This window comes from Mesorhizobium sp. Root554, from assembly GCF_001427025.1.
GTDB lineage: Bacteria > Pseudomonadota > Alphaproteobacteria > Rhizobiales > Rhizobiaceae > Mesorhizobium.
Map to the genome: position 1 here is coordinate 2,199,864 of NZ_LMGA01000001.1, position 20,474 is coordinate 2,220,337.

Below are 20,474 nucleotides of genomic sequence, written 5' to 3' on the forward strand. Positions count from 1 at the left end.
GGACGGGAAAAGGCCGGATGTTGCATCCGGCCTTTGCCCGTTTCTTTAACACGGCGCACCGATCGGCCCGGCTGCCTATCCTATGAGCAGCTTTGGCAGGAACGTCGACAACGGTGGGATGTAGCTGATGATCAGCAGCACCACGATGTTTGTCGCGACAAACGGCAGGATCCCCTTCACCACGGATTCCACGGGCCTGTTCAATGTCGTCGCCGTCACGGCAAGATCCAGGCCGATGGGCGGCATGATCATGCCGGTGCAGACGTTGAGCGTGACCACCATGCCGAAGTGAATGGGGTCGATGCCGAGCGCCACCGCCGCCGGATAAAGGGTCGGCAGGAAAATGACCATGATCGAGTTCGGGTCGAGGAACATGCCGCAGCACAGGAACAGAACGTTCACTCCGAGCATGAAGACGACCCAGTTGACGTTGTTTTCCTGGAGGAAGGAAAGCACGGCGCGATCGAGACCTCCAAGCGTCAGGAAATACGCCAGCAGCGCTCCCATCGACAGCAGGACGAAGATGACGCCGGTGGAGATTGCGCTGTCCTTGGCGATCATGAAGACCTCACGCCAACGCAGCGACTTGAAGATCAGAACCTCGACCAGGATGGCATAGACCGCCGAGACGGCCGCCGCTTCGGTGGCGGTGAACACGCCAGCGAAAATACCCACCAGGATAATCGCCTGCATGAGCAACGCCCAGAATGCATCCCTGAACGCTTTCCAGCGCATCTTGATCTCGACCCGGTCGCCGCCTTTCAGACCGAGGCGCCTGGCTTCGATGGCTACCAGCGCCATGAAGGCCAGGCCCAGCACGATGCCGACCACCAGGCCCGCGGCGAAAAGCGCCGCGATCGAGGTGCCGGTTAGCCAGCTATAGACAACGAAAGTGATCGATGGCGGGATCAGCAGCGCGCATTCCGCGCTGGAGGCTATGAGGCCAAGGCTGAACTTTTCCGAAAAGCCGGACCGGCGCAGTTCCGGATAGGCGATGCGCCCCATGGCCGCCACGGTCGCCGGCGCGGAACCCGCGGCGGCGCCGAAGACCATGCAGGTCACCACCGTGGAATGACCGATGCCGCCGCGGAAATGTCCCACCAGCACGTCGAAAAGGGTCGCCAGCTGCGCCGCCATTCGTCCCCGCGCCATGAGATCGGCGGCGAAGATGAAGAATGGAATGGCGAGCAGCGTCACCACTTCGACACCGCCGACCAGCCGCTGCCCGACGATGAGATCGGGCATCATCGGGAACGACGCATATTTGGTCAGGATCGCCGGAATGCCCAGGACCATGAAAATTTCGGCACCAGCCGCCAAAAGAACGACGGCCAACACCACCAGCACTAAAATGATCATAAGATGAACTCAGATGTGATGGGTTGGATCGATTTCCTTGGAATATCGATCTGCTGAGGTGACGAGTTCGAGGAAGTACTGGATGGCCAGCAGGGTAAAGCCGATCGGCATAACGAAGTAGAGCCACCCTACCGAGACTTCCAGCACCGGACTGCGCTGCCCGCTGTTGGCCACGAAATTGGTGATTTCGACGCCGACCTTGACCAGGTAAAGGCTGAAAGCAAGCCCAAGCAGGTTGATGACGAGCTTTACCCATTTCTGCGGGGCCGGCGGAAGCCGGTTGAGAAGCATCGGCATCCCGATATGTCGACCGGCCTCAAGGGCCAGCGACAGCGACAGGAAGACCATCCAGACGAGGCCAAAAAGAGATATCTCGTCAATCCAGGCGAAATTCGGCGCGAGGGCCGGGAGAAACTCCCGAACCCCCACGTTGAACGTGTAGAGAAAAGTCAAGACGAACATCAGCGCGCCAAGGAGCGTCGTCTGCACCCATTGCACTGCAGCGTAAACTTTTGCCATGACTCGAACTGACCGCTATGCGCCGAGCTTCTTGTATTCCTCGTCGTAAACCGCGAGCACAGCCTTACCTTCGTCACCGGCCAGGGTGAGGTAAGCCTTGCGCGCCGCGTCTGCGGTTGCATCCCGAAGCTTGTTGCGCTCCGCTTCATCGGCAGTGCGAACGTTCAGCCCGGCATCCTTGATGATCTGGAGTGACTTTTGCTGCGCCGCTTCCTTGTTCTTTTCCACTTCGGGACGAACCTCGTCGAAGGCGGTCTTGATGATTTCCCTGTGGCCTTCAGGCAGCGAGCTCCACCAGGTCGGGTTGAACAGCACGAAGTCTTCCATGGCGCCGTGTTCGGTCACCACGAGATACTTCTGCACTTCGTGGAACTTCATCGTGGTGATCGTGTCCAACGGGTTCTCTTCACCATCGACCAGACCGGTCTGCAGCGAGGTGTAGAGTTCACCGAAGTTGATCGGAACAGCGCTGGCACCGACAGCCGCGAACTGGTCGATCAGAACCTTGGAATCCATGACGCGGAACTTCTGGCCGCTCAGCTTCACCAGATCGTCCAAAGGCTTGTTGGAGGTCAGGCTCTTGCGGCCGTTCGGCCAGATCGTCAGCGGGGCCATGCCGCGCTTTTCAAAGCTCTTGAGCAGAGCCTGTCCGAACGGACCTTCGCGCAACTTCTGGCTGAGCGCACGGTCGGTCGGATAGACGTAAGGAACGTCCAGAACCGATACGACCGGATTGAAACCGCCAAGGAAGGCAGCCGGCTGCACAGTGCACTCGATGGCGCCGAACTGCGTGCCTTCGATCATCTGGCGGGCATTGCCGAGCTGGGATAGCGGATAGATGGTGAATTCGACTTCGCCCTTGGTGCGATCCTTCACCAGAGCGGCAACCTGCTCCAAGCCCTTGTGACGAGGCTGGGCCGGCGACTCCAAGTGAGCGATCTTGGCGGCGAATTTGGCCGAGCTTTGCGCGAAGGCGCCGCGCGCCATGACAGCGGCGGCCGAAGCCCCGCCAGCGACTTTCAGAAGTGTACGACGATTGATCAAGTCAGTTCCCCTTTGTTGTCTTAAAAGTCTATTTTTTGAGACTTTTTCAAATTGACGAGATGTTGTCAATGGTCATTAATTATTGATGAATCATCCGCGATCATTTTTTCCACAGCTCATCTGAGAGCATCGACTCACCAGCAATAGGTGCAGAGCATTGCTGAACTGCAACCCCAACGAACAGATCGCTTTTCGCGCCAGATTCACGTCGGCGGTAGAAAACTTTGAGTAAAATTATCGAAATTCACAAGTTACAGGCCTTCAAACCGGTCTCGAACCCCTGGTTACCTTGACAAGTCACCCCTGCCCATAAATAACCCAAATTTAACCAACAAAAAATGGTTTCCGGCCAAATACATGGAAACATCGATACGATTCAATGACATAGGCTCGCGCTTGCGGGCGCACCGCATCGGCAAGGGGCTGACACCCGAAATGCTGGCCGAAAAGCTCGGTATTTCCCGCGCGGCGCTCTATCGGGCGGAAAAGGGGCAGATCCGCAAGATTGAAATGCTGACGAGCGTCGCCGACGAACTCGGCGTTTCGCTGACCAGCCTGATGGGCGTCGGCGTCGAATATGTCAGCACCGCCACAGCCTTCTTCGAACGCATGCGTCAATTGGAAGAAGACTGCCAGCAGATCGTCGGCCTGTTCAGCCCGGTATCTTACCTGCTGACATCGAACGACTACGACGACATGCTGCGCGAGGTATTGCAGGAATCCGTTCCCCAGGAGCAGGACCGCGACGGGTCGGCCACCAAGGCCATCAACGCCATGCTCGAGATCCTCGTGAACCGGAAAAGCTCGTTCAGGCTACGCCGGCCGTTGATCGCCAGCCTCATTTCCTCCGCCGATCTCGAACGCTTCCTGTTGCACGGACTGGTCGGCCGTCACGATCTGTCCCAGCGCGTGGTGGACGAACGGCGGCGCAAGGCGCGCCGTGAAACCCAGCACATCGTCGAGCTGATCCGCGACCAGCCGATCGGCATCCAGATCGGCATCGTGCGCGAACCGGTGCCGGCGACGAGCTTCCAGATATTCCGCCAGACGAACCGTTCGGTGCTCGCCATCAGCCCCTACCGGCTGGGCGAACAGCCCAATGTCAGGCTCGGCGTAGCGCTCATCACGTCGGCGCCGGAAGCGATGTCGCTGCATNGGCCATCGAATATCTCGAGGCGATGATCGAGCAGTACGGCATCGCCGACACGTCGGCGCGCCGAAAGGCCTGAAGACAGCCGGGCCTGCCTCTAGCCGGCGCCGAGCAAGCTCGGTCCAAATCCGTGGACGACCGCCTTGAGATGATCGCTTTTCCGGACCGGAAACGATCAGATACCGTATTTCGCGATTGTCGCTTCCAGGTGGGCGACCGCTTCGGCGCCCTTCAGCGCCTCGCCCCAGAGGCGCGCGGCGATTTCCTCATGCAGCGACATCGCTNCTCGCCCAGCCGGTAAGGGCTGATGGCGAGCACCGAACGGTTCGTCTGGCGGAAGATCTGGAAGCTCGTCGCCGGCACCGGTTCGCGCACGATGCCGATCTGGATGCCGATCGGCTGGTCGCGGATCAACTCGACGATGTATTCGGCCTCGTGCCGCGCCATATGCCTGCGCTGCTTGATGGTATCCGCCGGAAGATCGTGGCGGCCGACCAGTCCGTGCAGCAGGAAAGGCTCCAGGTCGGCGGAGGAGACAAGGCTGACGATCAACGGCCGGCGCAGACGAAATGTCTTCTTTCTCGCCAGCAATATCTCGATCATCGTATCGACGGCACGAGAGGCATCGCCGTCGAGATCAGTCCCATCCGGGATCGATTCCTTCAGGACCTGCCTCAGCATATTGTCGTATTCGTCGGAGGTCAGCAGATAGGAAATCGGGCTGAACAGGCCGATCACCTGCTGACAGCCTTCCTCCAGCTGCCGCATGCGCTCGAAAAAAGCGGTTGCGGTGCTGACATATTCAACGCCGACACCCATCAGGCTCGGAAGTGAGATGCCGAGTTCGTCGGCAACGCGCGTCAGCGTCTCGATCTTGCGGATTTCGCCTTTTTCTGCGCGGTAGAGCGCAGCACGGGAAACACCCAGCTTCTTAGCCAGCGCATCGGGCGTCAGTCCTTTTCCCAGCCGATAGGCACGCAGCCGCGCTCCAATGTCGCTGAAATGAACCGGATTTACGTCTGGATCTATCACATCGCTTCCTGCCAACGAATCTCGATTTGCCTCATCAAGATCGGCATCATAGGCGGCAAGCGTGGGCTGTAAAACTTTTTTCATATCGGCAGAATACAATCTCATGCCAGAATTATATCGCACAATCGACTAGTCTCGGCCTTTCCCATGGCATGGCCCGGTCTCGAGGGTCGTCTGCTGCGTGCAGACAACCCATAATTGCGCAAATAATCGATTCTAGCCAGTGCCGCAGCCCGATCCTTTGGATACAGGCATCCTGGCGCCGGAAATCACCCCGGTGGGAATAGGTGACGCCGCGGATCATCGCAGTCTGTCACCAACGATTCAGATGAGCCGCGCTGTATTCAAACCGCGGTGGAGTTCAGCATTTCCGCATAAACCGGCTCTTTCGAAGCGCTCTCCAGATAGGCCAGCAACCGGTCAGCGGCGTCCGCCGACAGATAGCCGCCATCGCGCCCGGCAGCGACGAGGTCCGTCACATGGATCAACCCGCGGACGTGGATCCCCATCGGGGCATAGGGCTGATAAGCGCGGTTGGGGGACCGCTGCACGATCGCGATAACCTGTTCGATCTTGACATTCTTTTCCAGCAGCTGCCGCAGGCCGGGCAGGATGGATTCCCCAACATTGATGAGGTCTGTGATCAGGACAGCCGGCTTGCCATCGACATCGCCACCTTCGATCAGGTTCGGCAGGCCGTGGCCTTTCGGCTTCTTGCGGACATAGGTCAAGGGAAGATCCAGCCTGTCGGCCACCCAGGCAGCCAGCGGAATCCCCGCGGTTTCATCGCCGATGATGACGCGAACCGGCTCCCCGCCAGGCGCCTTTATGTCTTCGATCATGCTGTCGACGATCAAGCGGCGCAGCGGTGGCTCCGAAAAGACGCGGCGGTTGTCGATGAAGAGCGGCGACGGCTGCGCGTGCGGCAGCGTCACCGGACTGTCGAAGCGCACATGCACGGCCTTTATCTCCCAAAGGCCGCGTGCAATTGCCGACCGATCCTTCTGCGCCATCGTCTGACCTCACGGATTCAAATTCTGTTCAAGCGCCCTATGCGCCGGCATTCACACATGCCTGTCGGAAGATCACGGCGAGACCGCGGCCGGGCTGTTCCAGCCAAGCTCGGCTGGGGCGGCTGAAGACGACAGATTGGGAAGGTTTTCGAACACCCTGGCGACCGCTTCCTCGGCCTGGATATCGGATGTGTTGATAGTCAACACATCCATGTCCTTGGCCAGCTTCAGCATGATCTCCTGCTGCGTCACGATTTCCTCGAACTGCTGATCGTCGGTGACCTCGAAATCGCGGGCGTCGAGCCGCTTGCGGATTACCTTCGGGTCGGCATGCAGAAGGAAGGTCCGCGTCGGCTTGATCATCAGGCGGCTGGTCGCGTAGAACCACTCCGTCTCGGTTTCGCCCGCCAGGATCAGCCGGGCTAGACCCGACAGCACATATCTGTCGGAGATGACGACCTTGCCCTCCGCCATGGCCGGCCCGATGACCTGTGCCGACATCTGCACCCGGTCCGCCTGCACGATCATGGAAATCGCCGAATAGGCGTAGTCTTCACGATTACGCCCTTCCACATGGTCGCGGAAAGGTTTGTATTCCCGAATGAAGGGACTGGGTTGCTTGATCATCTGGGTCACCTGACCCCGTTGCTCCAACCCTTGCCGAACAAGGTCGACGACTGTCGACTTGCCCGTTCCATCCACGCCGCAAAACACCAGGAAACTTCCCGGCCCCGGATGGTCGATAAGCTTCAAAGACGGCATAGGCTGTCTATCCTGTCAGCGTTTTCAGGCCAGCGGCTGGCGATCAAGCGGCGCTTGCCTGCTTCTGGCCCGGCTTTTCGATTTCACGGGCGTAAAGACGCAGCTCATCCGCGATCTGGTCCGCTGTCATGTGCTTGCCTGCCAGTTCGCGCTTCTTCGATTCGAAGCTCATGCCGCGATAGACATTGGAAAACTCACGGCAGGCCGCACCGGTGATGAGGAAGGTCGCCGATACTTCGCCGCCTTCGCCGAACACCTGATGCGGCTGATCGTGCCACAGCATGTGCTGGGAGCCGGCGACGATACGCACCTTGGCCGCGCACATCAGTTCCACCTGCTTGACGATTTCCACGGCTTTATCGCCGGCCTTGTCGGCGTCGTAGAACTTGTGCTGGACGTGCGGCACCGTTTCGCCGGCCGTCGAATTGGGACCGTCTTCTTCGGCGATGACGAAATTGGCGACGCGCAGTGCGCCCGAAAGCAGCGTCGAGCAGAACGGCCACCGGTGCTCGTGTGGCGATTCATCGGAAAGTTCACTGTCCCACCAGATATGGGTGCGGACGTTGAACTGATGCTTCGGCGAGCGGTACAGCGACAGCTTGCTGAAGCCGTGCTGATGCTTGTAGGACATGCCGCGCGGATGCTGGTCGGCCTGGATGAAGTCCGCGCTGTCCTCGCAGAGGCGGACCCGGTCGGCCTGCGTGCTGGTCAGTTCGCGTGAAAGCTCCAGGATCGCGTCGAAATCGGCCAGCTTGGCCGGCGGCCCGCTGCGCTCCCACAAATCCTCCAACGCCTCGATGAATTTCAAGAACCTGTTATCCTGGTTCAGCGTCGTACCCATGACTCCATCCCTTCGTATGTTCGAGGAGTTCAATTGACCATTTCATGCATCGATGCAGGGGCGCTGCGGGCCTCCGCCTGATCGATCAGCGCAAGAATGTTCTTCTCAACCTCGTCCGGATGCGCGGTTCCGTCAACGACGTGGTAATTGGGAATGAGATCGTCGCCCCAGGGGCGATCCAGAAAAGCCTGCCGGGTCTTTATGACAAGATCGAGGTCGATCTCCTGCTTCTTGATCTCCGTCCTTGTCTTGACCCGCGCAATGACCGTTTCCGGCGGCACGTCGATAAAAACGACCAGGTCCGGGATCAGCGAGTAGCGGTTTATGCTCCTGAGCCACTCCACATCGGTGAAGCCGCTGGCGATGAAGCTGGTGAAAGTCGACACGATGTGGCGATCGGTCAGCACCAGATTGCCTTTCGCCAGCTCCGGTTCGACCTCAAGCCGGTGGTGGCGCAAACGGTCCGTCGCGGAAAGCAGAGCCAGTTCGGCAAGCAGCAGTTCGGACTGGTCTCCGAGCAGGTTCTTGAAATTCTGCACCAGTTCCATCTCGCGGAACCAGTCGGTCGGCTGCTTGGTCTTGTAGATGTTGCGCGTTGCGGCAAGCTTCGTGGTTATGCGCTCGAGCTGCGTCGTCTTGCCGGCGCCATCCAGGCCGCACAACGCCACCAGCAGACCAAGCTTGTTGAAAGGCTTCGTCATACCGAACTCTGCGACTTCTGTTGCGCGCTCTTGAGCTTGGAACGCAGCATCCTGAGGATGACAACATCCTCGCCAGGCCATGGCAGATGGACGTTCAGATAATCGGCAAGACCCGTAACGTCTTCCATCAAACCGATGGCCGCCTCGATCTGGTCGTCGCGGGAGACGGCATCCGTCAGCGTCGATGCGGCAACACCGCAGATCGTTTCGACGAAATGATGGCACTCGCCGCAATAGGCGATGACCTCGTCGGGGCTCAGCGGGTTGCTTCGGTCCAGCGCGAAACCCTTGACCCGGACAGGATCGTCTTCGGTGAAATAGGTACGCATCACCTCGAACGGCCCCTTGTCGACATAGTAGAGGCCGCGGCGGGCGATGACGGAGCGGATGCCGATCTGAAGGCCGAAGCGGGCCTGCAGGGCCGCAAGTTCATACTCGTCTTCATCGAGGGCTCCCTCGATGTTGGAGCGAATGGTCTTGTAGTTGGACATGGTCAGCCACAACGCGCGCGCCTGGGCCTGGACGAACTCGGGAGCCGGAAGCTGGCTTCTTCCGCTGTTTTCCACGCTGCCTGACTTGCTTGAACCGGTCTTCATGATGTTTCCGTCATCTCGTCTGGCATCTTCGGCGATCAGCTGTGGCGCGGTGCATAGGAACGTGCGCAGGCACCGACCTTCTCCAGCGCCTCCAGGGCAGCGCGGACGCGCTGACCGGCGGCATCCGCGCCGATCTTCTCACGCTTTGCAAAGGATGCTGTCAGTTGGTCGAGATCGGCCTTGCCATCGAGTTCCGGCCAAAGCGCAACCGCGTCCGCCGGGACCGGCACCATATGCGTCCGGTTTTCCACCAGATAATGCTGTTGCCCGACACGGAAAGGCGTGAAGGCCTTGCGGGCCCGCGCCATCTGCACGCGCTCTTCCGCGGCGACGTCCGCCTTGAGGCCGAAATCGTCGCAGAGCGTCTCGACCTCGCGCACATAGTCGGCGATGGAGCGGTTGCCGAGGGACTTCAACCCCCAGCAACGCTGGAAAACCTCTGAATCACGACCGAACCGCCGCGCCAGCTTGGAAAAGCGGTACTTGCGGCTGGTGAAGGCCTCGCCATGCTTCGCAAGATGGCTGTCCGTCGCGAACTGGTAGCAATCGCGGTAGGTCTCGAAAGCGGCTTCGTCCTCGCCCGCATCGAGTTGCGCCCTGCCCTCACGCTTGGTGCGGGCCGTGTGCAATTCGCACCACAGGGCGAACAAGCCACGAAAGCGTTCCTTGTCGAACTTTGCCTGGATCGGCGCGAAATCGCCGCCATTGTACAGCGCCCTGGCGATGCACATCCGGTAATAGGTGTTGAGCCGTTCCAGCTTGATGTTGACGATCTTGTTGTTCGGCTTGCCTTCAAGCTGGTTGATTGTGTCGGCAAGATTGGAAAGATACTGCTTCGACATCAGTTCGATATCGACCGTCCGGCCGTCGATCTCCCCCACCGGCATGTGGTAGTCGAACGTTGTGTCGGGAATGCCATTGGCTTCGCGCTGGTCGGCATCGAAAATCAGATAGAGGTCATAGTCCGACCTTTTCGTGCCGAAACCCTCTATCTGCGATCCACCGTCGCAGACAATATTACTCTGGTCGAAAATCAGAACCTTGAGATCAATCGTCTTGTCTTGCGATAATTGTAGATTCATTTCGCCGCCGTATTGACAGTTTTCCTCTACATCCGCCCACGAATTCTTCAAGGGAACTTGATAGCTTGAAAGGACTTATAGCGATATTTTTGCTGTCTTTCTGGCGCTCTGTAAAAAACTTATAGGGCTAAATCGAGGATTGGAGCAGTAAACGCGTGGGTAGATCAGTTGTCAAATGGAATCTCACGATTGAGACACCTGACCCCGCCGCAACTCAAATGCGTCGCGGCCGGAGGACCAGCCGCGAATATCGTCACGGATAAAGCCGCTGCTTCGTCCAGCCGCCGCCGGGCTGCCTGGTGAAGACGACGCGGTCGTGCAGGCGGAACGCGCGGTCATGCCAGAATTCGATGGTCTGCGGGATAAGGCGGAAACCGGACCAGTATTTCGGCCGCGGAATTTCACCGATGGCGTATCTGGCCGTGTATTCGGCTACCGCCTTTTCCAGAGCGAACCGGCTTTCCAGCGGCCGCGACTGCTTCGACGCCCAGGCGCCGATGCGGCTGCCGCGCGGACGGGTGGCGTAATACGCGTCGGCATCGGCATCGGGAATGACTTCGACCGGGCCGCGCAGGCGGATCTGACGGCGCAGGCTTTTCCAGTGGAAGCACATGGCAGCCTTCTTCGCGCCCAGGATTTCACGCCCCTTGGCGCTCTCGAAATTGGTGTGGAACAGAAACCCGTTCTCGTCGCCGCTCTTGAGCAGGACCATGCGCACGTTCGGCAGACCGTCCTCGTCGACGGTCGCCACCGCAACCGCCTCCGGGTCATTCACTTCGCTTTTGGTCGCATCGGCAAGCCATTTGGCGAAGAGCTTCAGCGGCTCCTCTTCGGTGGTGAAGTCGCCGGCTGCCAACTCTTTGTCGCTCATGTCTGACGCTCGCGTTTTTCCAATGTCGGCGGAAGATGAGCCGATTTTTATCAGAAGCGCAAGCACATCCCGATTTTTGCCCTTCATCCCATAAAACCCTGGAACGTCGCATTTTTGGGAAACGTGTTCGCTTATCGAGATGCTTCGCCGGCGTTGACCGGCAGGCGCGTTCGGTGTTAGTTCGATTCCGTCCAACTAGGCTATTCAATCCCAAGTCGGAGCATTCGTTAAGTGAAACTGCCGGCGTTCGACTATGCGTGTCCCACGACGCTGGCAGAAACGATTTCGCTTCTCGCTTCCTCCAATGGCGAGGCACGACTTCTGGCCGGCGGCCAGAGCCTGATGCCGATGATGGCCTTCCGCATCGCCAGCCCTTCCCTCGTCATCGACATGCGCAAGCTGCCCGGTCTCAACCGGATCGAAATTGATGCGAATGGTGTGCGGCTGGGCGCCATGGTCCGCTATTGCGACATCCTCGGTGACGAACGCCTGCGCACCGCGCACCCGCTGCTCGTCGCCGCGATAGAACATGTCGCTCACTATCAGATCCGCAATCGCGGCACCGTCGGCGGCAGCATCGCCCATGCCGATCCGGCCGCCGAAACGCCGGGAATCCTGGTGACCTGCGATGCGGAGATTACCGTTCTCGGTGAATCCGGCACGCGCGTCATCGCCGCCGACGATTTCTTCATTGCCCCTCTGACGACAGCGCTGGAGCCGGGCGAAATGATCACGCAGATCCGCCTGCCCGCATGGCCGGCCGCGCGCCGGTGGGGTTTCCAGGAATTTTCGCGGCGGCGCGGCGACTTTGCCATGGCTGGCGCGGCACTTTTCCTCGACCGCGACGACGTCGGCCTGATCGCCAATGCCCATGTCGGCGTCATCGGCGTCGGTGACCGGGCGATACGGCTGCCTCAGGTGGAAGCAATCCTGAACGGCGCTACGGCTGTAAACGATGCAATGATCGCGGAAATCGAAAAGACGACGGCCGCATCTGTCGAACCCTTTGACGACATCCATTCGAGCGCGGCCTACCGCCGTTCGCTCGCCGGAACCATGGTCAAGCGCGCCCTCAAGAGCGCGCTGGCGTGAACGGACAGACGCGATGAAGATAGAGTTTTCAGTCAACGGAAAACCCGTCGAAGTCGAGGCTGAGCCCCGGATGACGCTGGCCGATTGCCTGCGCCACAAGCTCGGCCTGACCGGCACCCATGTCGGTTGCGAGCATGGCGTCTGCGGCGCCTGCACGATCATTGTCGATGGCGCCGCCGTGCGGTCCTGCCTCATGCTCGCGGTCCAGGCTGACGGCGCCGACATCACCACCGTCGAGGGCCTTTCCCACGAGGATCGGCTGACGCCGCTGCAGACGGCATTTCGACGAAACCATGGGTTGCAATGCGGTTACTGCACACCGGGCATGCTCACCACGTCTCATGCCCTGCTGACCAATGAACCCGACTGCGATGCCGACCGGGTGCGCGAGGTCCTGTCCGGCAACATCTGCCGCTGCACCGGCTACGTCTCCATCGTCGAGGCGGTTCTGGAAGCGCGCGCCGCCTACCGGAAGGACGCCGAAGAGGATCGCGCATGACCGTCGCCAACGCACTGGTCGGCTCTCCGATCGAGCGGGTCGAGGACCTGCGTTTCCTGCGCGGGCGCGGCCAATATGTCGGCGACCTCAACTTTGACGACACGCTCCACGCCGCCGTCTTCCGCAGCCCGGTCGCGCACGGAAAGCTGATCTCGGTGGACAAGTCCGCCGCGCTCGCCATCCCCGGCGTGCATGCGGTGTTCACCGCCGCAGACCTTGGCGATGTCATTCCCTACATTCCCATGCGCCTGCATCCGCTGCCCGAACTCGAACCATTCTGGCAACCGGTGGTGGCATATGACAAGGTCCGCTATGTCGGCGAGCCCATCGCGCTCGTCGTCGCCGATAGTGCCGCCATCGCCGAAGACGGTGTCGATGCGATCGAAGTCGAGATCGAGCCTCTGCCGGCGGTGATGACGAAACCACAGGCGGAAAGCGGCGAAACGCTGCTCTTCGACAAGAAGGGCACCAACGAGGTGCTCGGATACAGGGGCTATCGCGGCGACGTCTCAATCTTCGACACCGCCCCTTACACCCGCAAGGAGCGTTTCACCGTCCAGCGCCATACCGCCGTGCCGATGGAGCCGCGCGGGCTGCTGGCCGAATGGGATGCCGAGCGCCAGCATTTGACCATGTGGGGGGCGGCCAAGGTGCCGTTCTTCAACCGGCGCATTCTCTCCAGGCTGATCGGCCTTGCCGAAGACCAGATCCTGCTGGTGGAAAACGACGTCGGCGGCGGCTTCGGGCCGCGCGGCGAGTTCTATCCCGAGGATTTCCTCCTGCCCTTCGCCGCCCGCCACCTCAACAAGAGGATCAAGTGGATCGAGGACCGGCGCGAAAACCTCATGGCCATGAACCATGCGCGCGAATGCGATTGCGAGGTCGAGATCGCGTGCGACCTAAAGGGCAGAATTCTCGGCTTGCGCGGCCGTGGCGTGGTCGATATCGGCGCCTACATGCGCACCAACGGCGCCGTCGGCGCCCGCAACATCGCGCAGTTCATCTCCGGTCCGTACCGGGTGCCGAACATGAACTACGAAGTCGGCATGATCGTCACCAACAAGACGCCGGTCGGCACCTATCGCGGGCCGGGGCGCTTCGAAGCCGATTTCTTCCGCGAGCGGATGCTCGACATGATCGCCGAGGATCTCGGCATCGACCGCGTGGAAATCCGCCGCCGCAATCTCGTCACCCATGCCGAGATGCCCTATCGCATGGCCAGCATCACGCCCTTCGACGCCGACGACGAACTGGACAGCGGCGATTATTCGGAAACGCTGGACCGCTGCCTTGCCGAAATCGGCTGGGACGAGAAAGCCGCGCTGAACGGCAAGGAAATCGACGGCCGCTACCATGGCCTCGGCATCGCCTGTTTCGTCGAGGCCGGCGGCGCCGGTCCCAAGGAATTCGCCCGCGTCACGCTGGAGAAGACCGGCGACTACACCGTCTATGTCGGCTCGGCCGCTGTCGGCCAGGGCATCGAGACGGTTTTCGCCCAGATCGCCGGCGACGCGCTGGAAGTACCGATGAGCCGGATCACCGGCGTCCACCACGGATCGACCCGCAACGTCAGCGACGGCTTCGGCGCCTATCATTCGCGCTCCACCGTCATGGGCGGTTCGGCCATCCTGGATGCGGTAGCGAAGCTGAAGGACATGATTCGCGCCGAGGCAGGCAGGCGGCTGAATTGCAGCGCCGACGCCGTCGAGATCGTCGAGGGAACCACCGCCATCGGCCCGGGCGGCCGCTCGATTGCGCTGGCCGAACTGGCCGCTGAAACCGATCTCTCCGTCGAGGGCAGTTTCATCAACAAGCGGTTGTCCTGGGCCTATGGCGCGCACGCCACCCACGTCGCGGTGGATGCCGAGACCGGCCATGTCGAGGTGCTGGACTATATCGCCGTCGAGGACGTCGGCCGCATCATCAACCCGTTGACGATGACCGGCCAGATCGTCGGCTCGATCATGCAGGGGCTGGGCGGCACCTTTCTTGAACATTTCAAGTATGATGAGAACGGCCAGTTGCTGACCGGCTCGCTGGCCGACTACATGCTGCCCACGGCAAGCGACTTCCCCAAGGTCCGCGGCATCCCCATGGGCAATCACCCCTCGCCGATGAACCCGGTCGGCGCCAAGGGCGGCGGCGAAGGTGGTATCTTCTCGGTCGCCGGCGTCATCGGCAACGCCGTCGCGGCGGCGCTGAAATCGTTCAATGTGCAGCCGCGCGATCTTCCGTTGTCACCGCCGCAGATATGGGAACTGCTGCAGGCGGCGCGCCAATCGCCTTCATCGCCCCAATGAGATAGCGTCTCCCGAAGAGAGCCCAAGGAACCCCGCCATGCAGGAAAATCTTCCCGGTTTCGCCAACAAGCAGCCGATCATCGGCGTCCTGCATCTGCGCCCGCTGCCCGGCTCGCCCAATTACGACGGCAACACGCAACTGATCAAGGAACAGGCGCTGGCCGACGCCGACACGCTGGTAAAGGGCGGCGTCGATGCCGTGATGATCGAGAATTTCGGCGATACCCCCTACTTCCCGGATCGCGTGCCGCGCGAAACCATCGCCTGGATGAGCCGCATTGGCGGCCTGGTGCGCGATAGCATCGACCTGCCGATGGGCGTGTGCGTCCTGCGCAACGACGCCCGCGCCGGCCTCGCCATCGCGCACAGCATCGAGGCGCAATTCATCCGCGTCTGCGTGCTCGGTTCGCCGCGCGTCACCGACCACGGCGTCATCGAGGGCGCCGCCTCGAAGCTGATCCGCGACCGCGCCCGCATGGGCGCCAAGGTCAAGATTTTCGCCGATGTCGACATCAAGCATTCCTACCCACTGTCGTCGGTCTACTCGATCAAGGCCGACGCCATGGACCTGGTGGCGCGCTCGCATGCCGACGCGCTGATCGTCACCGGCCCGGCAACAGGCGTGGCGATCGCCGATTCCGACCTCGCCGAACTGACCGGCGCGACCAGCGCTCCGGTCTTCGTCGGCAGCGGCATCACGGAAAAGAACATCAAGACGCTGGCCGAGGTCGCCGGCGGCTTCATCGTCGGCACGTCGTTGAAGGAACCGAAGCAGGCCGGCGGCCGCGTCAGCCTGGAAAAGGTCCGCGCCATCGTTGGTCAGTTGCGCGGCTGAATCCGCAGGCTTGCTGTGAAATTGCCTGCCTGAATCAGGCGGGCTTGCGCGCCATGATCTTGTTGAGCGTCAGAATCCGTTCCTTCGCCTGACCACGGTCGATTGTCGCCTGATCGCGGTCGATCTTGCGTTTCCGCTCCCAGAACAGCTCCGCCCAGCCTTCGTAAAGTGTCTTCAACTCGCCTTCATGGAAAATCCCGACGAGGAAATCCTTGAGGTCTTCCGGCGGCGGCTCGGAGTCTGTCAGCACCGCGACCAGGTTGAAACCGCCAGGCTTCGTGAAATCCTGCATGTTGCGCAGGATCGGAGCCCATTCCTCGCGCTTGACGAGCATGAGGATGCCATGGGCGAGCACCGCATCGAACTGCTGGTCGAACACATAATCCCTTATGTCCATTTCCAGCGCGGTGACCTGCAGCCGGCGCACCTCCGCCCGATGCTGGACCTTGCGGATGCCCTTGGCCGAAATGTCGACCATCACCACATCGTGACCATGTTCGGCGAGGTAAATGCCGTGCCGGCCATCGGCGCATCCGAGGTCGAGGATCTTCGAACCTGGAGCGAGGTGCTGGTTTAGAATCTCGACTTCCGCCGTCACCTTGCCGAATGTGCTCGTTTCCAGATTTTCGAAGCTGGTTTCCCACCAGGGCTGAGCATTCATTCCGATACCCCCGTACGGCGCTTGCGTGAGTCAGGTCGCAGGCATTTTTTATTTAAGTGAACTTGAATGAATAGAGCAACTACGGTCCGACGCGTCCAGTGCGTCAGGACGTAGCAGTATTCGACTTTAGTGCAGTCCTCAAATCGTTTTAGTGAAGCCGCTGATCAGAGGTTTTCAGCCACCGCGCCGATATGCCGGCCAAGCTGATCGTCGAAGGCCGCCTTCCAGGCGTCGAAGGAACCGTCGGCTCCCGCCTGTGGGAACAGGGTGGCGCGGGAGGAACTGATGAGACCGCCTTCAAGCTTGCGCGGTCCGGGCACCAGCGCGCCGGTGATCCGGGCGATGTCGCCCTGCTGGTAGCCGTAGCCCGGCAACAGGAAGAGCGCCCGCGGCAGCAGCGAGCGGATATGCATGGCTTCTTCGGGATAGGTGGCACCGACCACGACGCCGAACGACGACCAGCCCGTCTCGCCGATGGCCTCCTCGGTCAGCGGCCGCAGCGCATCGGCGATGGTGCCATAGACGGTGCGGTTTCCAACCTGCAGATCCTGGAACGCGCCGGCGCCGGGATTGCTGGTGCGCAGAACCACGAACACGCCCTTGCCGTGCTTTTTGCCGAGTTCGAGATATGGCTCGATCGTGTCGATGCCCATATAGGGATTCACCGTCAGCGCATCGACGGGATTGGGGCTGTCCGGCGCCAGATACGCCTCCGCATAGGCATCCGCGGTGGCGGCGATGTCGCCGCGCTTGGCGTCGAGCAGGACCGGCGTTCCCCGCTCATGCGCGTAGGCGACCATACGTTCCAGCAGTGCGATGCCGGCGGAACCGAGCCGCTCATACATGGCGCTCTGCGGCTTGTAGGAAACCACCTTGTCGGCGGTACGGTCGATGACCGCCATGAGGAATTCCTCGATGCCCTCGATCGTCTCGGTCGAGCCGGGCTTCATGTCGCCGCGCCGGAAAGCGGCCGGGATCATGGCCAGATGCGGGTCGAGCCCGAGGCAGAAGCAGTGATCGAGTTTTCTGGCTCTTTCGATGATAACGTCGCCGTAGTGGAAGCCGGTGGTCTGTACAATGTTCGAGGGAACAATGTTCATGATCTTTCGTCTCTCCGTGCTGCTACCGCCGCGAACCGTCAGGGCGTGCGCTTCGTCAATCGATGCTCCAGGGCAGATGGCAATTTTTCACGATTTACAGTCCTTGCCGATATACCAGACTCAAGGACTTCGCTGTTGGCGAACCGCCTAAGCGTTTTTGGCAGGACAGTCAACCTTTCCGTGCGGCAGGGTTGTGAGCTTGCATGACAAGGTGGTCTGTTATCCCATCCGCAATGCGACGAGGCCGGCGACGATGGAGAGCGCGGCAGCCCCGCGCCAGCCGGTCATCTTTTCACCCAGTGCAAAAACGGAAATCAGCATCGCAAACAGGATCGACGTCTCGCGCAGCGACGCTACCGATGCGATCGGCGCCCTGGTCATCGCCCACATCACGATCCAGTAGGCCGCGCCACCGAGCGCGCCGGTGAGCAGGCCGGCCTTCCAGTCACGCGCCATCGCCGGCAACGAGGCCCGACCGCGCAGGATCAGGCAAAGCCCCAACGACCACAGCCCGTCGCAGAAGAACAGCCACACCGCGTAGCTCGACGCCGTCTCGGCGGCGCGCGCGCCGCTGCCGTCCGACAGCGTGTAGCTGGCAATCAAGACGGATGTCGCCAGCGCGAAGCCCACCGCGTGCCGATTGAGTTTTTCAAGCCGCGCCCCGCCGCGCAACGACAGCGCCAGCGTTCCCAGCGAAAGCAGCAGTATGCCGAGAATGGCCAGCGGCGCCGGTACTTCCGATACGACGAATATGCCACCCAGAGCCGCCAGCAGCGGCGCCGTGCCGCGCGCCAGCGGATAGGTCTGCGACATGTCGCCGGCCTTGTAGGCGGCGATCAGGCACAATTTATAGCCCATGTGGAAAATCACGGACGCCAGGATCCATGGCCAGACCTCGGCTTTCGGAAACGCTACGAAAGGCGCCACCAGCAAGGCCATGATGCCCATGCCGACGGTCATCAGCGTCACCGAGAGGAACCGGTCGAGATGAACTTTGACCAAGGCGTTCCACGTCGCATGCATGGCGGCAGCCAGAAGCACGGCGAGGAAAACGGATGGCGTCATGGTCGGCTCGAACCCGCCCCGGCGGCGGACGCGGCAGGGAGCGCTTTTTAATCGGCTTAGTTTCTGATCAAGCGGGTACCTGTTTATGGTTGCGCCCGCAATGCCCAGAAGACACCGATGCTTTTGGGCCAGAAACATTCCGGAAAGCGGTGGAAACCCGGCGCCGGCGCCGCTTCACTGGGGTAGACTGGCGCGATGACTTTACGTACACCGTCCGCCGCATCCGATCCACGCCGATTCATCGAGCTCAACCTGCCGCTGCGGCCGGTGCCCGGGCTTGAATCCATCCGGCTTCATACCGCGCATCCCGGCAGCGGCCTGCGGCGGCTGCTTGGCGTGGACAGTGGCGCTCCGCCTTACTGGGCCTATCCGTGGGCGGGCGGCAGCGTGCTGGCCCGCTTCTTCCTCGACCGTCCGCAAACGGTTTCCGGACGGCGTGTGCTCGATCTCGGCGCCGGCGGCGGCATTGTCGGCATCGCCGCGCTCAAGGCCGGCGCGGCGAGCGTCCTGGCGGCCGAGACGGACGCGCTGGGGTTAACGGCATTGCAGCTCAATGCGGCCGCCAACGGCGTCTCGATCGAGACGGTCGCAACCGACCTGCTCGACGCTTCGCCGCCGGCGGTCGATCTCGTCGCCGTCGGCGATCTGTTCTACGAAAAGCGCCTCGCCCGGCGCGTCACCGCGTTCCTCGACCGCGGCGCCGGCGCCGGCATCGAGGTGTTCGTCGGCGACCCCGGCCGGGCCCATCTGCCCCGGGAACGGCTTCTATGGCTGGCCGATTATTCAGTCCTGGATTTCGGCGAAGCGGCGGCCTCGAGCGCGAGCAGCGTCTATGCCTTCACGCGCACCTAGCCGGCTCGCAGTCTTTTCATCGATCCGTCAGTGCAGTACCAGCACGTCATTGGAGGCAAAGCTGATCGTCGTCTTCTCGCCGGCTTGCGGCGGCGGCGAGGACGGATTGTTGAACGTATCCAGCGAGACGCGGCTGCCGCCGACGCCGACCCGCACCCGGATGACCGAGCCCAGAAACTGAACGTCGTGGATCTCGCCGGTCAGGCTGGCGTCGTGGCCGGGGCGCGGCCCCAGCGTGATCGCCTCCGGACGCAGCGCCAGCGATATCGTTTCGCCGGACTTCGAGCCGTTGAGCTTGCCCTTGAGGCCGATCTCCTGCGCATCGACTCGCACCTTGCCGGTCGCCGCATCGCTGACGGTGCCTTCCAACACATTGAGCGTGCCGACGAAATTGGCGACGAACTTGGTCGCCGGGCGATTGTAGATCTCGAACGGCGTGCCGACCTGTTCGGCCTTCCCGCCATACATCACCGCGATGCGGTCGGAGATCGACAGCGCCTCTTCCTGGTCGTGCGTGACGAAGATGGTGGTGATGCCGAGTTCCCGCTGGATCATGCGGATTTCGTCGCGCAGCGACACGCGCACCTTGGCGTCGAGCGCCGACAGCGGCTCGTCGAGGAGCAGAAGCTTCGGCTTCGGCGCAAGCGCCCGCGCCAAAGCCACGCGCTGCTGCTGGCCGCCGGAAAGCTGGTACGGATAGCGATCGCCAAACTGGGCCAGCGGCAGCTTGATGAGTTCCAGCATCTCGGCCACGCGCTTGTCCGCATCGGCCCGGGCCATGCCGGCGATCTTCAACCCGAAGCCGACATTCTGCGCGACAGTCAGGTTCGGAAACAGCGCATAGGCCTGGAACACCATGCCGACATTGCGCTGGTTCGGCTTCAGCCGGGTGATGTCCTTGCCGGCGACGACGATCTTGCCTTCCGTCGGGTCCTCAAAGCCTGCCACCATGCGCAGCACCGTCGTCTTGCCGCAGCCGGACGGGCCGAGGAAGGAGACGAACTCGCCGCGCTCTATATCGAGATTGAAATCATCGACCACGGTGACAGCGCCAAAGGACTTCCGGACATTCTGGATGGAGAGAAACGTGTCTGACATGA

General features: G+C 61.3%; 20 protein-coding genes and 1 pseudogene. 6 read left to right on the forward strand and 15 right to left on the reverse strand.

Going from position 1 to position 20,474, the window contains the following annotated elements:
* Positions 1–75: 75 nt before the first annotated feature.
* The 3 genes from ASD44_RS10715 to ASD44_RS10725 are packed head-to-tail and all read right to left on the reverse strand — an operon-like array spanning position 76 to position 2,922.
* Entirely contained in the window at positions 76–1,359 is a 1,284-nt protein-coding gene (locus tag ASD44_RS10715; protein ID WP_056111509.1) for a TRAP transporter large permease, read from the reverse strand.
* Between the two features lie 9 nt (positions 1,360–1,368).
* Complete coding sequence (locus ASD44_RS10720; protein WP_056111511.1) at positions 1,369–1,878, reverse strand: TRAP transporter small permease; 510 nt, start codon at positions 1,876–1,878, stop codon at positions 1,369–1,371.
* Between the two features lie 15 nt (positions 1,879–1,893).
* Positions 1,894–2,922: a TRAP transporter substrate-binding protein gene (locus ASD44_RS10725; protein WP_244478757.1), complete on the reverse strand. Its 1,029-nt coding sequence runs from the start codon at positions 2,920–2,922 to the stop codon at positions 1,894–1,896.
* Between the two features lie 357 nt (positions 2,923–3,279).
* Between ASD44_RS10725 and ASD44_RS10730 the strand changes: the two genes are divergently transcribed.
* Positions 3,280–4,077: helix-turn-helix transcriptional regulator (locus ASD44_RS10730; protein ID WP_056115912.1), on the forward strand; the 798-nt coding region annotated here is incomplete at its 3' end.
* Between the two features lie 280 nt (positions 4,078–4,357).
* On the opposite strand, the pseudogene ASD44_RS10735 reads toward ASD44_RS10730, so the two are convergent.
* The 8 genes and pseudogenes from ASD44_RS10735 to pdxH form a co-directional block, all read right to left on the reverse strand.
* A pseudogene (locus ASD44_RS10735) lies at positions 4,358–5,209 on the reverse strand (helix-turn-helix transcriptional regulator); the annotation flags it as partial.
* Positions 5,210–5,448: 239 nt separating this feature from the next.
* Positions 5,449–6,117 (reverse strand): phosphoribosyltransferase family protein, encoded by a 669-nt coding sequence (locus ASD44_RS10740; protein ID WP_056111520.1) that lies wholly within the window; start codon positions 6,115–6,117, stop codon positions 5,449–5,451.
* A gap of 72 nt (positions 6,118–6,189) precedes the next feature.
* Positions 6,190–6,879: a hypothetical protein gene (locus ASD44_RS10745; RefSeq protein ID WP_056206798.1), complete on the reverse strand. Its 690-nt coding sequence runs from the start codon at positions 6,877–6,879 to the stop codon at positions 6,190–6,192.
* A gap of 43 nt (positions 6,880–6,922) precedes the next feature.
* Positions 6,923–7,720: a hypothetical protein gene (locus ASD44_RS10750; RefSeq protein ID WP_056111526.1), complete on the reverse strand. Its 798-nt coding sequence runs from the start codon at positions 7,718–7,720 to the stop codon at positions 6,923–6,925.
* 29 nt (positions 7,721–7,749) lie between these two features.
* Positions 7,750–8,421, reverse strand: a complete 672-nt coding sequence (gene tmk, locus ASD44_RS10755; RefSeq protein ID WP_056111528.1) for a dTMP kinase — start codon at positions 8,419–8,421, stop codon at positions 7,750–7,752.
* On the reverse strand, positions 8,418–9,017 hold the full coding sequence (locus ASD44_RS10760) for a hypothetical protein (RefSeq protein WP_056111531.1): 600 nt from the start codon (positions 9,015–9,017) through the stop codon (positions 8,418–8,420). Before ASD44_RS10760 ends, tmk begins: the two co-directional genes overlap by 4 nt.
* Before the next feature lie 35 nt (positions 9,018–9,052).
* A complete protein-coding gene (locus ASD44_RS10765; protein ID WP_056206801.1) occupies positions 9,053–10,099 on the reverse strand; it encodes a hypothetical protein in 1,047 nt (348 codons plus the stop codon).
* 253 nt (positions 10,100–10,352) lie between these two features.
* Positions 10,353–10,970, reverse strand: a complete 618-nt coding sequence (pdxH, locus tag ASD44_RS10770; RefSeq protein WP_056115914.1) for a pyridoxamine 5'-phosphate oxidase — start codon at positions 10,968–10,970, stop codon at positions 10,353–10,355.
* A gap of 231 nt (positions 10,971–11,201) precedes the next feature.
* Here pdxH and ASD44_RS10775 point away from each other — a divergent pair, with 231 nt between their 5' ends.
* From ASD44_RS10775 to ASD44_RS10790, 4 genes are read left to right on the forward strand one after another with little or no spacing between them, the layout of a single operon-like run.
* Complete coding sequence (locus ASD44_RS10775) at positions 11,202–12,062, forward strand: xanthine dehydrogenase family protein subunit M (RefSeq protein WP_056111537.1); 861 nt, start codon at positions 11,202–11,204, stop codon at positions 12,060–12,062.
* Between the two features lie 13 nt (positions 12,063–12,075).
* On the forward strand, positions 12,076–12,561 hold the full coding sequence (locus tag ASD44_RS10780; RefSeq protein ID WP_056111540.1) for a (2Fe-2S)-binding protein: 486 nt from the start codon (positions 12,076–12,078) through the stop codon (positions 12,559–12,561).
* Positions 12,558–14,861, forward strand: coding sequence for a xanthine dehydrogenase family protein molybdopterin-binding subunit (locus ASD44_RS10785; protein WP_056111542.1), 2,304 nt, complete (start codon positions 12,558–12,560; stop codon positions 14,859–14,861). Before ASD44_RS10780 ends, ASD44_RS10785 begins: the two co-directional genes overlap by 4 nt.
* Positions 14,862–14,898: 37 nt before the next feature.
* Entirely contained in the window at positions 14,899–15,696 is a 798-nt protein-coding gene (locus ASD44_RS10790; RefSeq protein ID WP_056111545.1) for a BtpA/SgcQ family protein, read from the forward strand.
* Between the two features lie 34 nt (positions 15,697–15,730).
* Here the strand turns inward: ASD44_RS10790 and ASD44_RS10795 are convergent, their stop codons facing one another.
* The 3 genes from ASD44_RS10795 to ASD44_RS10805 form a co-directional block, all read right to left on the reverse strand.
* Positions 15,731–16,357 (reverse strand): methyltransferase domain-containing protein, encoded by a 627-nt coding sequence (locus ASD44_RS10795; RefSeq protein ID WP_056111548.1) that lies wholly within the window; start codon positions 16,355–16,357, stop codon positions 15,731–15,733.
* Between the two features lie 164 nt (positions 16,358–16,521).
* Positions 16,522–17,457 (reverse strand): orotidine-5'-phosphate decarboxylase, encoded by a 936-nt coding sequence (gene pyrF / locus ASD44_RS10800; protein ID WP_082542447.1) that lies wholly within the window; start codon positions 17,455–17,457, stop codon positions 16,522–16,524.
* Positions 17,458–17,676: 219 nt separating this feature from the next.
* Positions 17,677–18,522 (reverse strand): EamA family transporter, encoded by an 846-nt coding sequence (locus ASD44_RS10805; RefSeq protein WP_056111551.1) that lies wholly within the window; start codon positions 18,520–18,522, stop codon positions 17,677–17,679.
* A 195-nt stretch (positions 18,523–18,717) separates the two neighbouring features.
* Between ASD44_RS10805 and ASD44_RS10810 the strand changes: the two genes are divergently transcribed.
* Positions 18,718–19,374 (forward strand): 50S ribosomal protein L11 methyltransferase, encoded by a 657-nt coding sequence (locus ASD44_RS10810; RefSeq protein WP_056111552.1) that lies wholly within the window; start codon positions 18,718–18,720, stop codon positions 19,372–19,374.
* Positions 19,375–19,401: 27 nt separating this feature from the next.
* Here the strand turns inward: ASD44_RS10810 and ASD44_RS10815 are convergent, their stop codons facing one another.
* Positions 19,402–20,472, reverse strand: coding sequence for an ABC transporter ATP-binding protein (locus ASD44_RS10815; protein ID WP_056111555.1), 1,071 nt, complete (start codon positions 20,470–20,472; stop codon positions 19,402–19,404).
* Between the last annotated feature and the right edge of the window lie 2 nt (positions 20,473–20,474).

Bases quoted from the DNA above. Each gene is read 5' to 3' on its own strand.
- ASD44_RS10805 (WP_056111551.1), bottom strand. From the start codon at position 18,522: ATGACGCCATCCGTTTTCCTCGCCGTGCTTCTGGCTGCCGCCATGCAT.
- ASD44_RS10745 (WP_056206798.1), bottom strand. From the start codon at position 6,879: ATGCCGTCTTTGAAGCTTATCGACCATCCGGGGCCGGGAAGTTTCCTG.
- ASD44_RS10760 (WP_056111531.1), bottom strand. From the start codon at position 9,017: ATGAAGACCGGTTCAAGCAAGTCAGGCAGCGTGGAAAACAGCGGAAGA.
- ASD44_RS10810 (WP_056111552.1), top strand. From the start codon at position 18,718: ATGACTTTACGTACACCGTCCGCCGCATCCGATCCACGCCGATTCATC.
- ASD44_RS10740 (WP_056111520.1), bottom strand. From the start codon at position 6,117: ATGGCGCAGAAGGATCGGTCGGCAATTGCACGCGGCCTTTGGGAGATA.
- ASD44_RS10750 (WP_056111526.1), bottom strand. From the start codon at position 7,720: ATGGGTACGACGCTGAACCAGGATAACAGGTTCTTGAAATTCATCGAG.
- pdxH (WP_056115914.1), bottom strand. From the start codon at position 10,970: ATGAGCGACAAAGAGTTGGCAGCCGGCGACTTCACCACCGAAGAGGAG.
- pyrF (WP_082542447.1), bottom strand. From the start codon at position 17,457: ATGAACATTGTTCCCTCGAACATTGTACAGACCACCGGCTTCCACTAC.
- ASD44_RS10795 (WP_056111548.1), bottom strand. From the start codon at position 16,357: ATGAATGCTCAGCCCTGGTGGGAAACCAGCTTCGAAAATCTGGAAACG.
- ASD44_RS10765 (WP_056206801.1), bottom strand. From the start codon at position 10,099: ATGAATCTACAATTATCGCAAGACAAGACGATTGATCTCAAGGTTCTG.
- ASD44_RS10715 (WP_056111509.1), bottom strand. From the start codon at position 1,359: ATGATCATTTTAGTGCTGGTGGTGTTGGCCGTCGTTCTTTTGGCGGCT.
- tmk (WP_056111528.1), bottom strand. From the start codon at position 8,421: ATGACGAAGCCTTTCAACAAGCTTGGTCTGCTGGTGGCGTTGTGCGGC.
- ASD44_RS10815 (WP_056111555.1), bottom strand. From the start codon at position 20,472: ATGTCAGACACGTTTCTCTCCATCCAGAATGTCCGGAAGTCCTTTGGC.
- ASD44_RS10780 (WP_056111540.1), top strand. From the start codon at position 12,076: ATGAAGATAGAGTTTTCAGTCAACGGAAAACCCGTCGAAGTCGAGGCT.
- ASD44_RS10785 (WP_056111542.1), top strand. From the start codon at position 12,558: ATGACCGTCGCCAACGCACTGGTCGGCTCTCCGATCGAGCGGGTCGAG.
- ASD44_RS10720 (WP_056111511.1), bottom strand. From the start codon at position 1,878: ATGGCAAAAGTTTACGCTGCAGTGCAATGGGTGCAGACGACGCTCCTT.
- ASD44_RS10790 (WP_056111545.1), top strand. From the start codon at position 14,899: ATGCAGGAAAATCTTCCCGGTTTCGCCAACAAGCAGCCGATCATCGGC.